Here is a 13,881-nt window from a genome sequence, read left to right as displayed (position 1 = left end):
TGGGTCTCGGGTCAGGCCTGGCGGATGTGCATGGCCTGCTCCTCGGGCGACACGTCCGTCTCGCCGGTCAGGTAGCTGGTGGCGATGAGGTCGGCCTCGTCGTCGCCGTGCGCGCCCTCGTCGGGCTCCACGAGCCGTCCGGCGGGCTGCTCGGCGTCGGCGTCGTCGCTGAGCTCGTCGACGGCGCCCGGACGGTCGAGCACGAGCGAGGGGTCGGCCAGGGTGTCGGGCACCTCGCGGGCGATCTTCTCGTCGAGGGACTCGCCCTCGATCTGCTCCTCGACGGTGGTTCCCTTGGCGCGTGCACCGAGGTAGCTGTCCCCGGGCAGCGCCGGCTCCTGCGGGTCGACGTAGCGAGCGCGCTCGGGGGCGGCGTCGTCGACGATGTCCGGGAAGGCCGGGTCGAGGCCGGGGTTCTCGGGATTGGGAACCGTCACTGGTGCAGGTCCTTTCGTCTCTCGTACGCCCGCTCGCGGCGGGCGCGCGTCTGCGGGGCGGGTGTCAGAGCCCCATGCGGTCGTTGCTGCCGGTGGACCCGTCCCCGGTGGCCACCCCGGCGCGGTCGTTGATGTCGACCACGTAGACGCTGTCCTCGGCGGTCGTGCCGTAGGAGTCCGACGACCCCGACGTGGGCAAGGAGGCCGACGACGCGGCGTCACCGGCGGAGCCGGAGCGGTGCTCCTCGATCTTGTCCTGCACCTTCTCCTTGGCGCTGCCCGCCATGCTCGCGGCCTGCTCCTTGGCCGTGCCGGCCAGGTCGGAGGCCTGGTGCTGGACCTTGCCGGCGGCGTCCTGGACCCGCGGGTCGTTCGCGGTCCGCAGGGCCAGTTGCTTGATCTGCTCGTAGCGCTCGCGGCCGGCCTGCGCCCCCGCGACGTAGCCGGCGGCGAAGCCGGCGAGGAACGTGAGCTTGCGCATCGCGCCCGCCTCCTTGCACGGTTGGTGGTTGCCCCTCAGCCCTTCCCGGCACGAGGCGGCCCGACACCTCGGCCCGGCTCCGCCCAGGCGGGCCGGGCTCGGCTGGCCCGGGGGCTCACCCGGCCCGTCCCCGCCCAGCGGTCGGTGGCGCCGGGCGATGCGCTACTCTGATGCCCGATGCGCCGGCCTCGGCCGGCGCTCTTCCCGCATAGCTCAATTGGCAGAGCAGCCGGCTGTTAACCGGCAGGTTATTGGTTCGAGTCCAATTGCGGGAGCCTCTTCTCTGCGGGCTGCGGCCCTCGGCCCTGTGCGACCTCGCCGGGGCTTCTGCGTCTGCTCATCGGCCGCCCGCCGGGGCGCGCCAGGCCCGCCCACGGCACGGTCAGCCCGCGGTGATCCCCAGCACCACGAACACCAGCCCCACCACCACGCCGGCCACGCCGATCCGCCGCGAGGTCGCGCGCTTGGACTCCTCGACCCTGTCCTGCCACATCCCGGCCACCTGCGTGGCGCCCAGGACGGCGATGACGAGGCCGATGCCGATGTTGAACCAGTCCATGCCGCCCATTGTCCCGCGCGCCCCCGTCCGCGGCGCGCGCGCCGCGCGACCGGCCGGTCAGGTCACCGCCGTCGGTCAGCGTGGCCGGTCAGCGTGGCCGGCGTCGCTCGTGGGCTCGCAGCCGTGCGGCCGAGATGCTCACCTCGAGGTCGATCGCCTGCTGGTCGAGGAAGGCGTCCACCGCGGTCACGCGGGGGGCGCCGTCGCTGGACGAGCGGGCCAGCCGCTCGCGGCTGGCGTCCAGCCGGGCGCGCGCGTCCTCCGTGAAGCCCCGGGCGCGGGTGGCCCGGTCCTTGGCGAGCTGCAGCCGCTCGCGCTGCCCGTGGGTCGTCATCTGGCCTCCGAGGCCTGCGTGGGCGTACCGGACGGCGAGCAGCGCCGGCGACGTGCCGACGCGAGGTTGCCTGCCGGGAGGGGGGTACGCCTCGAGGCTGCTGCTGAACCGAGCCGAGGCGGCGCCGCCGGGGCGCTCCGCAAGGTTGCCACACGGGCGACACGACCGCCCGGTGACGCAGCGATGAGCTGTCGTGACGTACGGCGACAGGGCAAGGTGGGTAGGAAAAGCAATGAGTCGCTCTTGCCGGTCGCATAGTCACTTATCGCCATTGTCGGGTTGTGTCGCCTGCTGCACATTCTCCCCGTCACGACCTCGGCGGAAGGCGTCTGCGATGACCGCCCCACAAGCTCTGGGACGTCGGGCCTTGCTCCGCGGCGCGCTGGCCGCCGGCACCGTGGCGGCCGTTCCCGCCGCACTGTCAATGGCCGCATCGGCGGCCGAGATCGCGCCCGTCGACGTCAACCTGCACCTGCTCAAGCGCGCCACGTACGGCCCCACGCCCGCCGCGCTCGACGAAGCGCGGGCGATGGGCATGACGGCGTGGCTCGACGCACAGCTGAACCCGGCTTCGCTCGACGACCCCGTCGCGGACGAGCTGCTCACCCGCTGGCCGATGCTCTCGTCGACCGCGGCCGAGGTGCGCGCCGCCTACCCCAACGGCAACTGGGCGGTCATGTACGCCCTGCGGGAGGCGACCGTCGCCCGCGCAGCCTGGTCGCGCCGGCAGCTGCTGGAGTTGATGGTCGACTTCTGGGCCAACCACCTCAACGTCCCCAACCCCAGCAGCGAGGTGTGGGACGTCCGGCACCTCTACGACCGCGACGTCATCAGGGCGCACGCCCTGGGCCGTTTCGCCGACATGCTCGTCGCGTCCGCGAAGCACCCCGCGATGCTGCGCTACCTCGACAACGCCAACAGCACGAAGAACAAGCCGAACGAGAACTACGCACGCGAGTCGCTCGAGCTGCACACGGTAGGGGTGGAGGCCGGCTACACCGAGCAGGACGTCAAGCAGGCCGCGCTGCTGCTGACCGGCTTCACGGTCACGGGAACCGACTGGACGTACGCCTTCGTGCCGTCGCGCCACCACGTGGGCCCGATCACGGTCATGGGCTTCGGCCATCCCAACGCGACCGCAGCGGGCGGTGAGGCGGCGGCGGTCGAGTACCTGGGCTACCTCGCCCGGCACCCGGCGACGGCGCGACGCATCGCGCACAAGCTCGTCGAGCGCTTCGTCACCGACGCCCCGCCCCCGCCCCTGGTCGAGTGGCTGGCTCAGGTGTACCTGCAGAACGACACCCGGATCGCTCCGGTGCTGCGCGCGCTGTTCCTGACCACGTGGTTCGTCGCCAGCCCCGGGCAGAAGGCCCGGCTGCCCTTCGAGGACGTCGTGGCGAGCGTGCGCATCCTCGGCATCGGGCCGGAGCCGACCGGGGTCGACGGGGTGAAGTACCTCGTGAGCGCCGCCAACAACGTCGGTCAGCCGCCGCAGGGCTGGGCGGCGCCGAACGGCTACCCGCAGGTGGCGGGCGCCTGGTCCTCCTCGTCGTCCACCGTGGCCCGCTGGAACCTGCACTACTCCCTGGCGACCGCGAGCCAGGGCAGGACGCTCGCCCACCCGGCGCGGGCGTCCTGGCTCCCCACGCCGCTGCCCGCGACCCACGGGGAGCTGGTCGACGCGCTCTGCGACCGGCTGCTGCAGCGGCGCAGCGCCGCGAAGCGCGACGCGCTCTGCGCCTACCTCGGCGTGACGCCGTCGACCAAGCTCACCGCGACCTCGACCGCCGCGACGTCGAAGCTCCAGACGCTCGTGGCCATGCTCCTCGACACCCCCGACTTCTTCCTGCGGTGATGACGATGACCACGACGACCGCCGTTCCGTCCGCCGAGCCCTGCTCCTGCGTCGGGCGCCGCGGCTTCCTCACCGGCGCCGCCGCGCTCGCGCTCACCGCGGCGACCGGTGGCTGGACCGCCCTCGGGGAGCTGACGAGCGCCCGCGTCGCCTTCGCCGAGCCGGGCTACACCGGCGACGTGCTGGTCGTGGTCAGCCTGCGCGGCGGACTGGACGGGCTGCAGGCCGTGGTCCCGGTCGGGGACCCCGCGTACGCCCTCGCCCGCCCCACGATCGCGATCCCCGCTGCGCGGGCCGTGCAGCTCGACCCGATGTTCGGGCTGCACCCGTCGCTGTCGGACCTGCTGCCGTACTGGCAGGCCGGCACGTTCGGAGCGGTGCACGCCGTGGGCCAGGCGGCTCCCACACGCAGCCACTTCGAGGCGATGGACGAGATGGAGCGGGCCGCCCCCGGCTCGTCCCTGCGCAGCGGCTGGATCGACCGGACCATCGGGTCGTCGTCCGGCACGACGCCGTTCGCCGCCACCAAGGTCGGCAACCCGCTGGCGGGCACGGCGTTCATGGGGCCGAGCCCGGAGCTCACGATGCAGTCGGTGAACGCCTTTCGGGTGAACGCCGCCGGGACCCCGACCGAACGTGCGAAGTGGCGTTCGGTGCTTCAGGCGCTGCACGCCGAGGCCCCGGAGCTCGTCCGCGCGCCGGCCCAGAACGCGCTCGGCGTGCTCGAGACCCTGTCGACGCTGCAGGACACCGGCTACACGCCGGCTGCCGGCGTCACGTACCCGACCGGCAACTCGTTGGCGACGGCACTGCAGGACGTCGCCCGCCTGGTCAAGGCCGACGTCGGGCTCCGCGCCGTGGCGGTCGACTACGGCGACTGGGACATGCACGTGGGCCAGGGGACCGTCGACTCCGGGTGGATGGCACGCCACCTCAAGGAGCTGGGCTCGGCCCTGGCAGCGTTCGCGGCCGACCTCGGCGAGCTGCTCGGCCGGGTCACCCTGGTCACGCTGAGCGAGTTCGGACGGCGGGTGGGGGAGAACGGCTCCGGAGGCAGTGACCACGGCCACGGCAACTGCGTGCTCATGCTCGGCGGCGGCGTGGTGGGCGGCAAGGTCCACGGGCGGTGGCCTGGCCTCGCGCCCGCGGACCTGATCGACGGCGACCTGGTGGGGACCACCGACTACCGTGCGATCCTCGCCGAGGTCCTGGAGAAGAGGTGCGGGGTGCCGGCCGGCTCGGTCTTCCCGGGCCTGTCCTCCGAGCGACCGGGAGTGGCGATACCGAAGTCCTGACTCGGCCTTCAGGGAACCCGAGGTCGCCGGAGGGCCGCGAAGTCCGACGCGACGAGCGGCCGCCAGGTCAGCGCCCCGTCCTCCACGGGGGCCTGGATCGGGTCGCCGTTGCGGGCGAGCATCACGCCGGAGACGCCGGAGACCGAGGTAGCCGTCAGCACCACCTGCCCGACGGCGAAGGTGTTCTGCTGGGTGGACACGCCGTTGGACTCGCCGCCGATGTCGATCGTCGCGACGCCCTCGATGACGTCGAGGACCGTGAGGGTGAGCGACGGCGGCAGCGCGGTCGTCAGGCCGCGGGCCTGGGCCGCCTCGTCCGGCCCCGTCTGCAGGGAGCCGATGACCTGCTCGAGGACCGCGCGGGTGTCGCGGTCCGCGGGGACGAGGGGCACCCCCACGAGCGTCTCGTCGTTGAGGAAGAAGACCCGCGGGCGGCCGGGAGCGGCACTGGCGGCCCGCTCGCCGTCCGACGTGGACGGCGTGGCCTCGAGCAGGCCGTAGGGCACCTCCTCGGCGGGGATGCGCTCCAGCCCGCCACCCGAGCTCAGCGTGCACCCGGACAGCCCGGGCGGGACCAGGCCGGCGGCGAGGAGCTTCAGCACCGTGCGGCGGTTCACGGCGCCGCCTCGGTGCATACGGCGCCGGCGGCCGGCAGGGAGACGACGAAGCGGGCGCCGCCCTCGGGCCGGCCGGCGCACCACACGGCCCCGCCGTGGGCCTCGACCGTCTCGCGCACGAGCGCGAGCCCCAGGCCGGTGCTGGACGCGGAGCCGCGGGCCCCACCGAGGGTGGCGAAGCGCTCGAAGACCCGCTCTCGATCGGGGACCGGGACGCCCGGGCCGTCGTCGTCGACGGTCAGCACGACGCGGTCGTACGTCTTCTCGAGCAGGACGGCGGCCACTCCGCCGCCGTGGTGCTCGGCGTTGTGCAGCAGGTTCGTCACGACGCCGCGCAGCGCGCGGGGGTCGCCCTCGACCACGTGCGGGCCCGCGTCCGGGTGAAGGAGTGCGGCAGTATGCCCGGTGTCGGTGAGCGCGGCGGCGGCGAGCTCGTGCAGGTCGAGCGGCCGGGCGGCCTTGCGCACGGCCTCGGGGTCCGCGCGGGACAGCTCGATGAGGTCCTCGAGCAGGCGACGCAGCCGGTCGAGCTCGGCGGTCACGAGGTCGAGCGCGCGCACCGAGCGCGCGGGGAGCTGGTCGCGGTAGGTCCCGAGCACGTCGACGCTGCCCACGAGCGTGGTCAGCGGCGAGCGCAGCTCGTGGCTCACGTCCGCGGCGAACCGGGTGTCGCGCTCGATCCGCTGCTGCAGCGCGTCGACCATGCTGTTGAAGCTACCCACGATGGTGGCGAGGTCCGGGTCGTCGGTACGGGGCAGGCGCCGGGACAGCTCACCGCTCGCGATCGCCGCGGCGGTGCCCGCCATCGGGTCGAGCGGGCGCAGCACCGCGCGGCTCGCGCGCAGCCCGAGCACCGCGGCCAGCAGTGTCGCGGCGGCCGCCCCCGCCCCCAGGACGACGGCGAGGGTGCGCAGCGTCGTCTGCAGCTCCGCGAGCGGCGACACCTCGTAGACGACGGCCTCGACGGCGGGCACGGGGATCGCGACGAGCAGCGACGGGGTGCCGAGCACGTCGGCGCGCATCAGCGCCGGCGTACCCTCGCCGGCCGCCCGCTGCAGGGTCGCGGGCACGACGTCCGACCCGATCTCCAGCGACGAGGAGAACCACTCCCCGCCCTGCGCGACGAGCACCGCTCCCGTGCGCTGCGGGGCGAGGGCCGCGAGGGCGTCGGCCGGGCTGGTGCCGGAGGCGCTGAGCTGCGCCCGGAGCAGGCTCGCGTCGAGGTACGCCTGGCGGAGCACGGTCCGCTCTCGTTGCTCGAGCAGGTAGCTGCGGGTCACCGAGTACGACAGCAGGGCGAACAGCGCACAGACCGCCAGCCCGCCGAGCGTGAACGCGAGGGCGACCCGTCGCCGCAGGCTGCCCCGCAGGAGGGCGTGCCAGAGGCCTCTCACCGGCGGTCGAGGCGGTACCCGAGCCCCCGGACCGTCACGACGACGCGCGGCTCGCTGGGGTCGGGCTCGATCTTCGTGCGCAGCCGGCGGACGTGGACGTCCACGATGCGCTCGTCGCCGTGGAAGCCGTGGTCCCACACCTTGTCCAGCAGCGCGGTGCGGCTGAGGATGCGCCCGCGCTCGGCCGCCAGCTCGCAGAGCAGGCGGAACTCGGTGAGCGTCAGGTGGATCTCCTCGCTGCCGCGCCGGACCGTGCCGCTAGCGACCGAGAGGACCAGGTCACCCTCCGGTCCGCTGTCCAGGACGACCTCGTCGCTGCCCAGCTCCTCGACGGGCTCGGCGCCGCGCTTGACCCGGCGGCGCAGGGCGCGCAGCCGGGCGGTGATCTCCTTGATCTGGAACGGCTTGGTCACGTAGTCGTCGGCGCCTGCCTCCAGCCCCGCGACCACGTCGTGAGTGTCCGAGCGCGCGCTGACGACCACGATCGGGACGGCGCTGAACCGGCGTACCTGACGGATGCACTCGTAGCCGTCCATGCCGCCGAGCATCACGTCGACGATCATGAAGTCGGCGGCGACCGCCCGCATCGCCTCGACGCCCGCCTCGCCGCTCGGGGCCTCGTCGACCTCGTAGCCCTCGTCCTCGAGCGCGAGCCGGAGCATCGCCCGGATGCGGTCATCGTCCTCCACGACCAGGATGCGCTCGCCCACGGGGCCATGCTCGCACGCCTCGGGCTAGTCCCCTTGTGTTACGCCCGCCCGTCGGGACTAGTCATACGACCGCAACATGGCTGGCCTATCTACCGCAAGGAAGCCGACGCAGGCTGTGGGCAGCAACCGCACCAGACCGTGGCGCCGGCCGGGCGTAGAGGTGGCGTCGCGGGAACGTAGCAAGGAGCACGACGTGATCGACACCGTCCAGACCGAGCGCCCGACGACCTCGTCCGCGAACGACACCGTGACCGTCGTCCTCTCCGAGCTCGACCCGGCGGACGGGCTGAGCCAGCTGCGCTGGGAGCTGCGCGACGCGGTGCTCTCCGGTGCACGGACGGTCGTCGTCGACGTGCGGGACGTTCCCACCCTCTCCTCCGACGTCGTGTCGAGCCTGCTCGGCGTGCACCGGCTGTGCCGCGTGCGCGGCGGCCGCGTCGAGCTGGTCGGCTGCGAGCCCGGCGTCGTCGAGCTGCTATACCGCACCGGGCTCTGGCGGGTGTTCCACGTGCGGGACCGGCAGGGCGGGTGGCGGCGGTGACCACGCTCGGGGTGCGGCCCGGCCTGGTGGCCGTCGCGCCACCGGCGCTCGGCTGGCAGGTCGGCGCGGGCTCCAGCGGCGGTGGCCGCGTGGTCAGCACGTGCGCCGCGGACCGGGTGCAGGTCATCCTGCACGACGGTCAGCCCGCCGGGTCCAAGGTGGTCCTGCGGCTGTGGGGGGACGGCCGGATCGACATCTCCTGCAGCGCCGCGCCGTCGGCCCTCGTCGTCCGCCAGGGCCTGGTCGCGCCCCTCCCGGTGATCGGCGGCACGTCCGCGGCCGAGGACGTGCTCGAGCCCGGCGGCGTCATCGCAGCCTTCTCCGCGTCGTTCCTCGAGGCACTCCCGCTCGAGTCGGTCGCGCGGTTCCCGCTGGTCCTGGGCGACTGCATCGACCCCGACGCACTCGTACGGGAGTGGGCCGGCGAGCTCGGCGAGGACGGCGCCGGCACCGCCGTGGTCGTGGCGCGCCGGCTGCCGCTCTCCTGACCTGCAGCTCGCCGCGCGCGGTCAGCCCCGGCGCGGGCGGGGGATCTGCGCCAGCGTGTCGGCGAGCTGCTGCAGGACGCCCCGCCGCTCGAGCTCGAAGAGCACGACGTACGGGTCGCCCCCGAGCGCGTCGAGCTCCTCGTCGGTGGCCAGGCCCCGGCGGACGGCGTAGGAGCAGGCCACGAAGGCGTGGAAGGCCAGCGGCTCCAGGGCCCGCTGTGCCTGCGCGAACATCTCGACCATCAGCCGGTCGTGCTCGTCCAGCGTCATCCGCCGGTCCTCGGCGAGGCGGGCCGCGATCGTCGCGACCACCGGGGCGTCTGCGTACGGGTCCTTGGCCATGCTTCATCGTCGGCCGCTGCGCGCCGATCGTGCAGGAGTTCGGCGCAGAAGTAACGCGGTCGACACCTTGTGGCGGAAGGGCCCGGCCGAGCCATGGGTGGGGCGGGTGGGGCTCGAACCCACGACCCAGGGATTATGAGTCCCCTGCTCTGACCGGCTGAGCTACCGCCCCCGGCGGCGTGCGCCGCAGCCCGACTCTGCCATCCCGGCATCGTGCGGTGCAGCCCGACCCGCCCGCCAAGCTCACGAGCCGCGGCCCCCCCCCGGGGAGCGCTCCCCGAGGCGGCAGCGGCCGCGCGCTCGGCTCAGAACCAGCCGCGACGCGCGCCGAGCTGCTGCACGGCTCCGTCCAGCACCTGCGCGACCGACCGGGTGTCGAGGTCCCCGTGCCCGAGCCGAACCCGGCTCACCGAGTCCGAGCCGGAGCTGATAAGCCCGCCGCGACGGTCGGCCTCGAGGACGACGTCCAGCCCTGTCGCGCTCGTGAGGAAGGTGACCTCCAGCTCGTTGATCCGGCCGGCGTACTGCGGAGCGGGCGCGAACTCCAGTTCCTGGTAGAACGGCATCGTGGAGCCGGGGATCCGGCCCTTCTCCACGTCAGCGCTCTTGAAGCGGAAGCCGAGTGAGGCCAGGGCCTCCAGGACCGTGGCCTGGGCGGGGGTCGGGACGACGTCGATGGGGTCGGTGTCACCCGGGTCCACGGCACCGGCGATCGACAGGCGCGTGCGCACCCCGACCTTCATGCCGTGCAGCCGCCAGCCACCGATGGAGGTGAGCGGCGCCTCCCACGGGACGGGCAGCGAGAAGGACAGCGTGAGGCGCTGGCCGGGGGCCACCGTCATGCCGCCGGAGACCTGCGTCTCGCCGAACGCGATCGTCTCCTTCCACTCGGAGTCGCCGGACTCCACCTCGACGAGGGCCTCGAGCGCGACGACGACCCGCTCGACCTGCTGCTCGACCTCTCCGCCGACGACCTCGACCCGCCCGGGCAGCGCGCCTCCAGGCGTACCGGTCGCGAACTCCAGGGTCGTCTCGACGGACGCGGAGCCGGCGCCGAGCCGGGCGAGGAACTTGCGGAAAGCCATGACGTCTCCTTGGGGGCGAGCGGGTTGCGACGGGCAGGCCCGGCCAGGCTACGGAGACGGGCGTGGCGCCGCTGATACATGGGGTCGAGACAGTTCAGGGATGCACGCTGCGCGAATTGCAGTAGCTGCTCAGCGGCCCGGCTTCCTACGGTGGAGCCATGTCCACGGATCGGCCGCTCACTCAGCACGCCCATGGCGTCGTCCGCCCCGAGGACGGTGAGCTCCTCGGGCGCGTCGAGCCCGTCGACGGCGGCTGGCGGCCGCGGGCGGTGTTCGGCGGCGCCCTGGCGGGCGCGCTGCCCTCGCGCGGGGAAGCCGAGGCGTACGTGCGGGCGCACGGCCTCGCCGCGCTCGCGGAGCAGTGGGAGGTGCGCCGGCCGGGGACCGAGTGGGAGGCCTGCTGGCTGGTCGAGGTGCGGCACGACCGCGTACGGGTCAGCTGGGCGCCGCCCAAGTACCTGATGCCCGGGCAGATCGAGGACGTCGAGGTGCCGCCGGGGGAGTTCCGGCTGCTGGAGCACTGAGCCGAAGGCCGTTCCGGCTGCAGGAGGGTTTCGCTCCACCAATGCCGACATTCGTCGCGTGTCGGCAAAGTTCCCTCAATCACCCCTTCGTGTTGGTCTGAGCACGCTGCGTACGGGGTACGGTCCCGCGCATGGGGTCCAGAGACGAGGCCTGTGCTCGCCGTGCCGACGTTGTCGAGCTCGAAGCCACGCGGCTCGAGCGACAGGGGGAGGCGCTGCGGCAGATGGCTGCCACGACGGTCGGTGACATGTCCGAGCGCTACGCCGCCGCTGCCGCGGTCGCGTTCGAGCTCGCGGAGGAGGCGCTCGCGCGCGCGGACCAGCTGCGTGCGCTCGACCGCTCCGCCCGCGGCGACGTGCTCGTGGGGAACGCGGCGCGCTAGCCGCCGCGCCACGGACAGCGCGCAGGGCGCGCGACGATGGCGGCATGGACGTGCTCAGCAGCCGGATCCTGCTCCGCCCCACCGACCCCGCGCGCACCCGGGCCTTCTACGGCGACGTGCTCGGGCTCGCCGTCTCCCGCGAGTTCGGGCCCCCCGACGATCCCGGCGTCGTCTACTTCGCGGGCCAGTCGCTGCTCGAGGTGTCCGGCAGGGGCACGCAGCCGCCCGCCGGGATGAGCGTGTGGCTGCAGGTGCGCGACGTCCACGGCGAGCACGAGCGGCTCGTGGCCGCGGGGGTGGAGGTGCTCCGTGCGCCCCGGCTGGAGCCCTGGGGCCTGGTCGAGATGTGGGTGGCGGACCCGGACGGCGTGCAGATCGTGCTCGTCGAGGTGCCGGCCGACCATCCGCTCCGCCGCGACCTGCGCTGAGGAAGACGTTGTACGTGCAGCCGCGCTTGCCGCTCTGTCCTGTGGGCCGTCGCCGATCGCGCCGGGACGGCCCCGGCCTCGCCCGGTCGCGCGCCGGGCGAGGCCGTTCCCGGGCTCAGCCGAGCGACTCGAAGGCCAGCCGGTCCAGGACGTCGGCGAGCTCGATCGGCAGGTCCAGGAAGCGCAGGGCCACGACGCGCCCCGAGGGCTCGACCCGCTCGACCCGGGACGAGATCGTGAACTCCGCTCCGTGCACGGTGATGGCCGCGCTCACCGACTGCCCCGCGCGCAGCTGGTCGGTGAGGTCGAGCACCACCCGGCAGCCGGACCGCGAAACGTCCAGGGTGTGGCCCGCACACTCGGGAAAGGACCCGCGCCCGCTGAGCGTCACGTGCAGCTGGGCCGGCGCCCGGACGGCGTCCCGCCGCGGCTCCCGAGCGAGCACCCGCCCGGCCAGGCGTACGTGGTGGGGATGGCCGCTCGGGCGGGCCTCGGCGCTGAGGGCGAGCAGGCTGTTGGTCCCGGCGGTGCGCACGCTGGCCCAGACCTTCTCCCCGCAGACGGACTCGACCGGGTGCGGGCTGAGGTCGGCCACCGCCTCGACCCCGACGGTGTCCAGCTCCGGCGTCCAGGCGACGACGCGTCCGGTGAGCAGGTCCGCCCGGCCGGTCGGGAGCAGCGTCATCGGGGCGCCGGGCTCGGGCACATCGGCGTCGGGCACATCGGCGTCGGGCACGCTCACCGAGGGCCGGGCCGGCGCCTCCGGGCCGGCCGGAGCCTCTCCTGTCGTCACGTCCATCGCCCCCCGCCTTCCAGCCGTCGGCGCGGAGCGCCTCGTCTCGACGCGTGCGACCTTCCCCGCAGGAACCAGTCGTATTCGTTGAGGCACTCTGCGTCTTCTACTGCCACCCAGCAGGCACCGAGAGTCGTACGCCGACGGGCCGGGCCCCTCCGCGAGGAGGCGCCCGGCCCGGGACGGTCGATGCCGCGGCCGGCGCAGGCTCAGCCGGCGCAGCCGATGTTGCTGACGGGCTGCGCTGCGGAGGCGGGGACGTTGTCGCAGCGGACGATGTTGCCGTGCGTGCTGGGCTTGGGGTAGATCCCCACGACCACGCCGGGTACGCCGCCCTCCACGACGTTGCGGGTGAAGGTGTTGCCCTGGCCCCAACCGCTGGCCACGACGTGGGTCTGGAAGGCGTCGAGCAGCGTGCCGCGACCGGTGTTGCCCTCCACGAGCCACCCGTTGCCCTTGACGTCCACCCACGAGTCGGCCGAGTTCTCCCCGGAGTAGCCGGCGTTGTCGAAGCGGTTGTTGCGGATGACGCCGCCGGTCGTGCCCTCCTTGGCGTCGATGCCCTCGGCCGTCGTGTTCCAGACGCGGTTGCCCTCGACGATCACGCGGTCCGAGCGGTCCGCCTGGCCGCCGGAGTACGTCCCCCAGTTGCTCACGGCGGAGCCGACGTAGATGCCCTCGCCGAACGCAGGCGACTTGAGACCGGTGTCATGGACGTCGCTGTTGTAGATCGCGCCGTCGGAGGAGTTGTCACGGAAGTGGACGGCCTCCTGGCCGATGTTGGACACCTCGACGCCGTAGAGCACCGTGCCCACGGAGTTGTCGAGGATGATGCCCTTCTTGGCGGTGTCGACCTTGAGGCCCTCGACCTTCCAGAAATCGCCCGTGATGTGCAGCCCGTACCCCTTGTTCGACGCGGTGCCCGTGGTGAGGACGGCCTTACGGCTGCCACGGAGCGTGATGGGGGCGGTCCGGGTGCCGTTGGCGGACGCCTCGAGCTGGCTCTTGGCCTGGTACGTGCCGTCGGCCAGCTCGATGACGTCGCCGGGACGGGCAGCGGCGAGGGCGGCGACGAGGGCGTCGGCCGTGGCGACCTTGACCACCCGGGCGCCGGCGGGGACCGCCGGCAGCGTGACGGCGGGCGCGGGAGCGGCGGGCGTGGCGGGCGCTGGCGCGGGGGCGCTCGGGGGAGTCGGTGCGGGTGCGCTCGGGGCCGGCGTGCTCGGCGCGGCGGTGGCGGAGGCCACCTCGAACTTGGCGTCGAGGCGGGTCTCGTCGCCGCCCACGGTGACCCGGGCCCGGACGCGGTGCTCGCCGGCCTGCAGGTTGAGCGGCAGCGCGAACGGGGCCACGGCATCGGTCACGTAGTCGCCACCGTCGACCGACCAGCGGACGCTGGTGGCGCCGTCGGCGGCCACGGACACGACGCTCGCCGGCGCGACCGTCGCCTTGTCCAGCGGCCGGCCGTCGACCACGAGGAGACTGGTCGTCGCGGCCTGGGCGATCGTCGGCGCCAGCAGCGTCGCCGCCAGCGTGGCGGGAGCGAGAGCGGCGGACAGACCCAGCAGGGCGATGCTCTTGCGCATCAGGAGTAGGACCCTTCAGACGACAACGG

At 73.7% G+C, this 13,881-nt stretch carries 18 protein-coding genes and 2 tRNA genes; 8 read left to right on the top strand and 12 right to left on the bottom strand.

Features of this window, described 5'->3' with window-relative positions; translation table 11 throughout:
- Nucleotides 1-11: 11 nt before the first annotated feature.
- Together G9H72_RS22850 and G9H72_RS07105 are read right to left on the bottom strand one after the other, a co-directional pair.
- Nucleotides 12-437, bottom strand: a complete 426-nt coding sequence (locus tag G9H72_RS22850; protein WP_166169329.1) for a DUF5709 domain-containing protein — start codon at nt 435-437, stop codon at nt 12-14.
- A gap of 64 nt (nt 438-501) precedes the next feature.
- Nucleotides 502-918, bottom strand: coding sequence for a hypothetical protein (locus G9H72_RS07105; RefSeq protein WP_166169066.1), 417 nt, complete (start codon nt 916-918; stop codon nt 502-504).
- A gap of 202 nt (nt 919-1,120) precedes the next feature.
- Between G9H72_RS07105 and G9H72_RS07100 the strand changes: the two genes are divergently transcribed.
- Nucleotides 1,121-1,193, top strand: a tRNA-Asn gene (locus tag G9H72_RS07100).
- Between the two features lie 107 nt (nt 1,194-1,300).
- On the opposite strand, the gene G9H72_RS07095 is transcribed toward G9H72_RS07100, so the two are convergent.
- A complete protein-coding gene (locus G9H72_RS07095; protein ID WP_166169327.1) occupies nt 1,301-1,477 on the bottom strand; it encodes a hypothetical protein in 177 nt (58 codons plus the stop codon).
- Between the two features lie 88 nt (nt 1,478-1,565).
- Nucleotides 1,566-1,811: a hypothetical protein gene (locus tag G9H72_RS07090; protein WP_166169325.1), complete on the bottom strand. Its 246-nt coding sequence runs from the start codon at nt 1,809-1,811 to the stop codon at nt 1,566-1,568.
- A 334-nt stretch (nt 1,812-2,145) separates the two neighbouring features.
- Between G9H72_RS07090 and G9H72_RS07085 the strand changes: the two genes are divergently transcribed.
- Together G9H72_RS07085 and G9H72_RS07080 are read left to right on the top strand one after the other, a co-directional pair.
- Nucleotides 2,146-3,666: a DUF1800 domain-containing protein gene (locus tag G9H72_RS07085; RefSeq protein WP_166169323.1), complete on the top strand. Its 1,521-nt coding sequence runs from the start codon at nt 2,146-2,148 to the stop codon at nt 3,664-3,666.
- Between the two features lie 5 nt (nt 3,667-3,671).
- Nucleotides 3,672-4,961: a DUF1501 domain-containing protein gene (locus tag G9H72_RS07080; protein ID WP_166169321.1), complete on the top strand. Its 1,290-nt coding sequence runs from the start codon at nt 3,672-3,674 to the stop codon at nt 4,959-4,961.
- An 8-nt stretch (nt 4,962-4,969) separates the two neighbouring features.
- Here G9H72_RS07080 and G9H72_RS07075 read toward each other — a convergent pair whose 3' ends face one another.
- The 3 genes from G9H72_RS07075 to G9H72_RS07065 are packed head-to-tail and all read right to left on the bottom strand — an operon-like array spanning nt 4,970 to nt 7,682.
- Complete coding sequence (locus G9H72_RS07075) at nt 4,970-5,578, bottom strand: GerMN domain-containing protein (protein WP_166169319.1); 609 nt, start codon at nt 5,576-5,578, stop codon at nt 4,970-4,972.
- Nucleotides 5,575-6,972: a sensor histidine kinase gene (locus tag G9H72_RS21365; RefSeq protein WP_331272066.1), complete on the bottom strand. Its 1,398-nt coding sequence runs from the start codon at nt 6,970-6,972 to the stop codon at nt 5,575-5,577. The genes G9H72_RS07075 and G9H72_RS21365 overlap by 4 nt, the downstream gene beginning before the upstream one ends.
- Nucleotides 6,969-7,682, bottom strand: a complete 714-nt coding sequence (locus tag G9H72_RS07065; protein WP_166169317.1) for a response regulator — start codon at nt 7,680-7,682, stop codon at nt 6,969-6,971. Before G9H72_RS07065 ends, G9H72_RS21365 begins: the two co-directional genes overlap by 4 nt.
- A gap of 193 nt (nt 7,683-7,875) precedes the next feature.
- Between G9H72_RS07065 and G9H72_RS07060 the strand changes: the two genes are divergently transcribed.
- Together G9H72_RS07060 and G9H72_RS07055 are read left to right on the top strand one after the other, a co-directional pair.
- On the top strand, nt 7,876-8,223 hold the full coding sequence (locus G9H72_RS07060) for an STAS domain-containing protein (protein WP_331272065.1): 348 nt from the start codon (nt 7,876-7,878) through the stop codon (nt 8,221-8,223).
- Complete coding sequence (locus G9H72_RS07055; RefSeq protein ID WP_166169313.1) at nt 8,220-8,711, top strand: hypothetical protein; 492 nt, start codon at nt 8,220-8,222, stop codon at nt 8,709-8,711. The genes G9H72_RS07060 and G9H72_RS07055 overlap by 4 nt, the downstream gene beginning before the upstream one ends.
- A 21-nt stretch (nt 8,712-8,732) precedes the next feature.
- Here G9H72_RS07055 and G9H72_RS07050 read toward each other — a convergent pair whose 3' ends face one another.
- From G9H72_RS07050 to G9H72_RS07040, 3 genes are all read right to left on the bottom strand, one after another.
- Nucleotides 8,733-9,053 (bottom strand): hypothetical protein, encoded by a 321-nt coding sequence (locus tag G9H72_RS07050; RefSeq protein ID WP_166169311.1) that lies wholly within the window; start codon nt 9,051-9,053, stop codon nt 8,733-8,735.
- A 98-nt stretch (nt 9,054-9,151) separates the two neighbouring features.
- Nucleotides 9,152-9,225 (bottom strand) — tRNA-Ile (locus G9H72_RS07045).
- Nucleotides 9,226-9,358: 133 nt separating this feature from the next.
- Entirely contained in the window at nt 9,359-10,138 is a 780-nt protein-coding gene (locus G9H72_RS07040; RefSeq protein WP_166169309.1) for a sporulation protein, read from the bottom strand.
- A gap of 158 nt (nt 10,139-10,296) precedes the next feature.
- On the opposite strand from G9H72_RS07040, the gene G9H72_RS07035 reads away from it, so the two are divergent.
- The 3 genes from G9H72_RS07035 to G9H72_RS07025 all read left to right on the top strand — a co-directional run bounded on the left by G9H72_RS07035 (nt 10,297) and on the right by G9H72_RS07025 (nt 11,473).
- Nucleotides 10,297-10,662 (top strand): hypothetical protein, encoded by a 366-nt coding sequence (locus G9H72_RS07035; RefSeq protein ID WP_166169307.1) that lies wholly within the window; start codon nt 10,297-10,299, stop codon nt 10,660-10,662.
- Between the two features lie 131 nt (nt 10,663-10,793).
- Entirely contained in the window at nt 10,794-11,045 is a 252-nt protein-coding gene (locus tag G9H72_RS07030) for a hypothetical protein (RefSeq protein ID WP_166169305.1), read from the top strand.
- A gap of 44 nt (nt 11,046-11,089) precedes the next feature.
- Nucleotides 11,090-11,473 (top strand): VOC family protein, encoded by a 384-nt coding sequence (locus G9H72_RS07025; protein WP_166169303.1) that lies wholly within the window; start codon nt 11,090-11,092, stop codon nt 11,471-11,473.
- Nucleotides 11,474-11,588: 115 nt separating this feature from the next.
- On the opposite strand, the gene G9H72_RS07020 is transcribed toward G9H72_RS07025, so the two are convergent.
- Together G9H72_RS07020 and G9H72_RS07015 are read right to left on the bottom strand one after the other, a co-directional pair.
- Nucleotides 11,589-12,272, bottom strand: a complete 684-nt coding sequence (locus tag G9H72_RS07020) for a PilZ domain-containing protein (protein WP_166169301.1) — start codon at nt 12,270-12,272, stop codon at nt 11,589-11,591.
- A 203-nt stretch (nt 12,273-12,475) separates the two neighbouring features.
- Entirely contained in the window at nt 12,476-13,852 is a 1,377-nt protein-coding gene (locus G9H72_RS07015; RefSeq protein ID WP_166169299.1) for a right-handed parallel beta-helix repeat-containing protein, read from the bottom strand.
- Between the last annotated feature and the right edge of the window lie 29 nt (nt 13,853-13,881).

The organism is Motilibacter aurantiacus (assembly GCF_011250645.1).
Taxonomy (GTDB): domain Bacteria; phylum Actinomycetota; class Actinomycetes; order Motilibacterales; family Motilibacteraceae; genus Motilibacter_A; species Motilibacter_A aurantiacus.
This window is presented reverse-complemented; position numbering and strand designations above follow the sequence as displayed.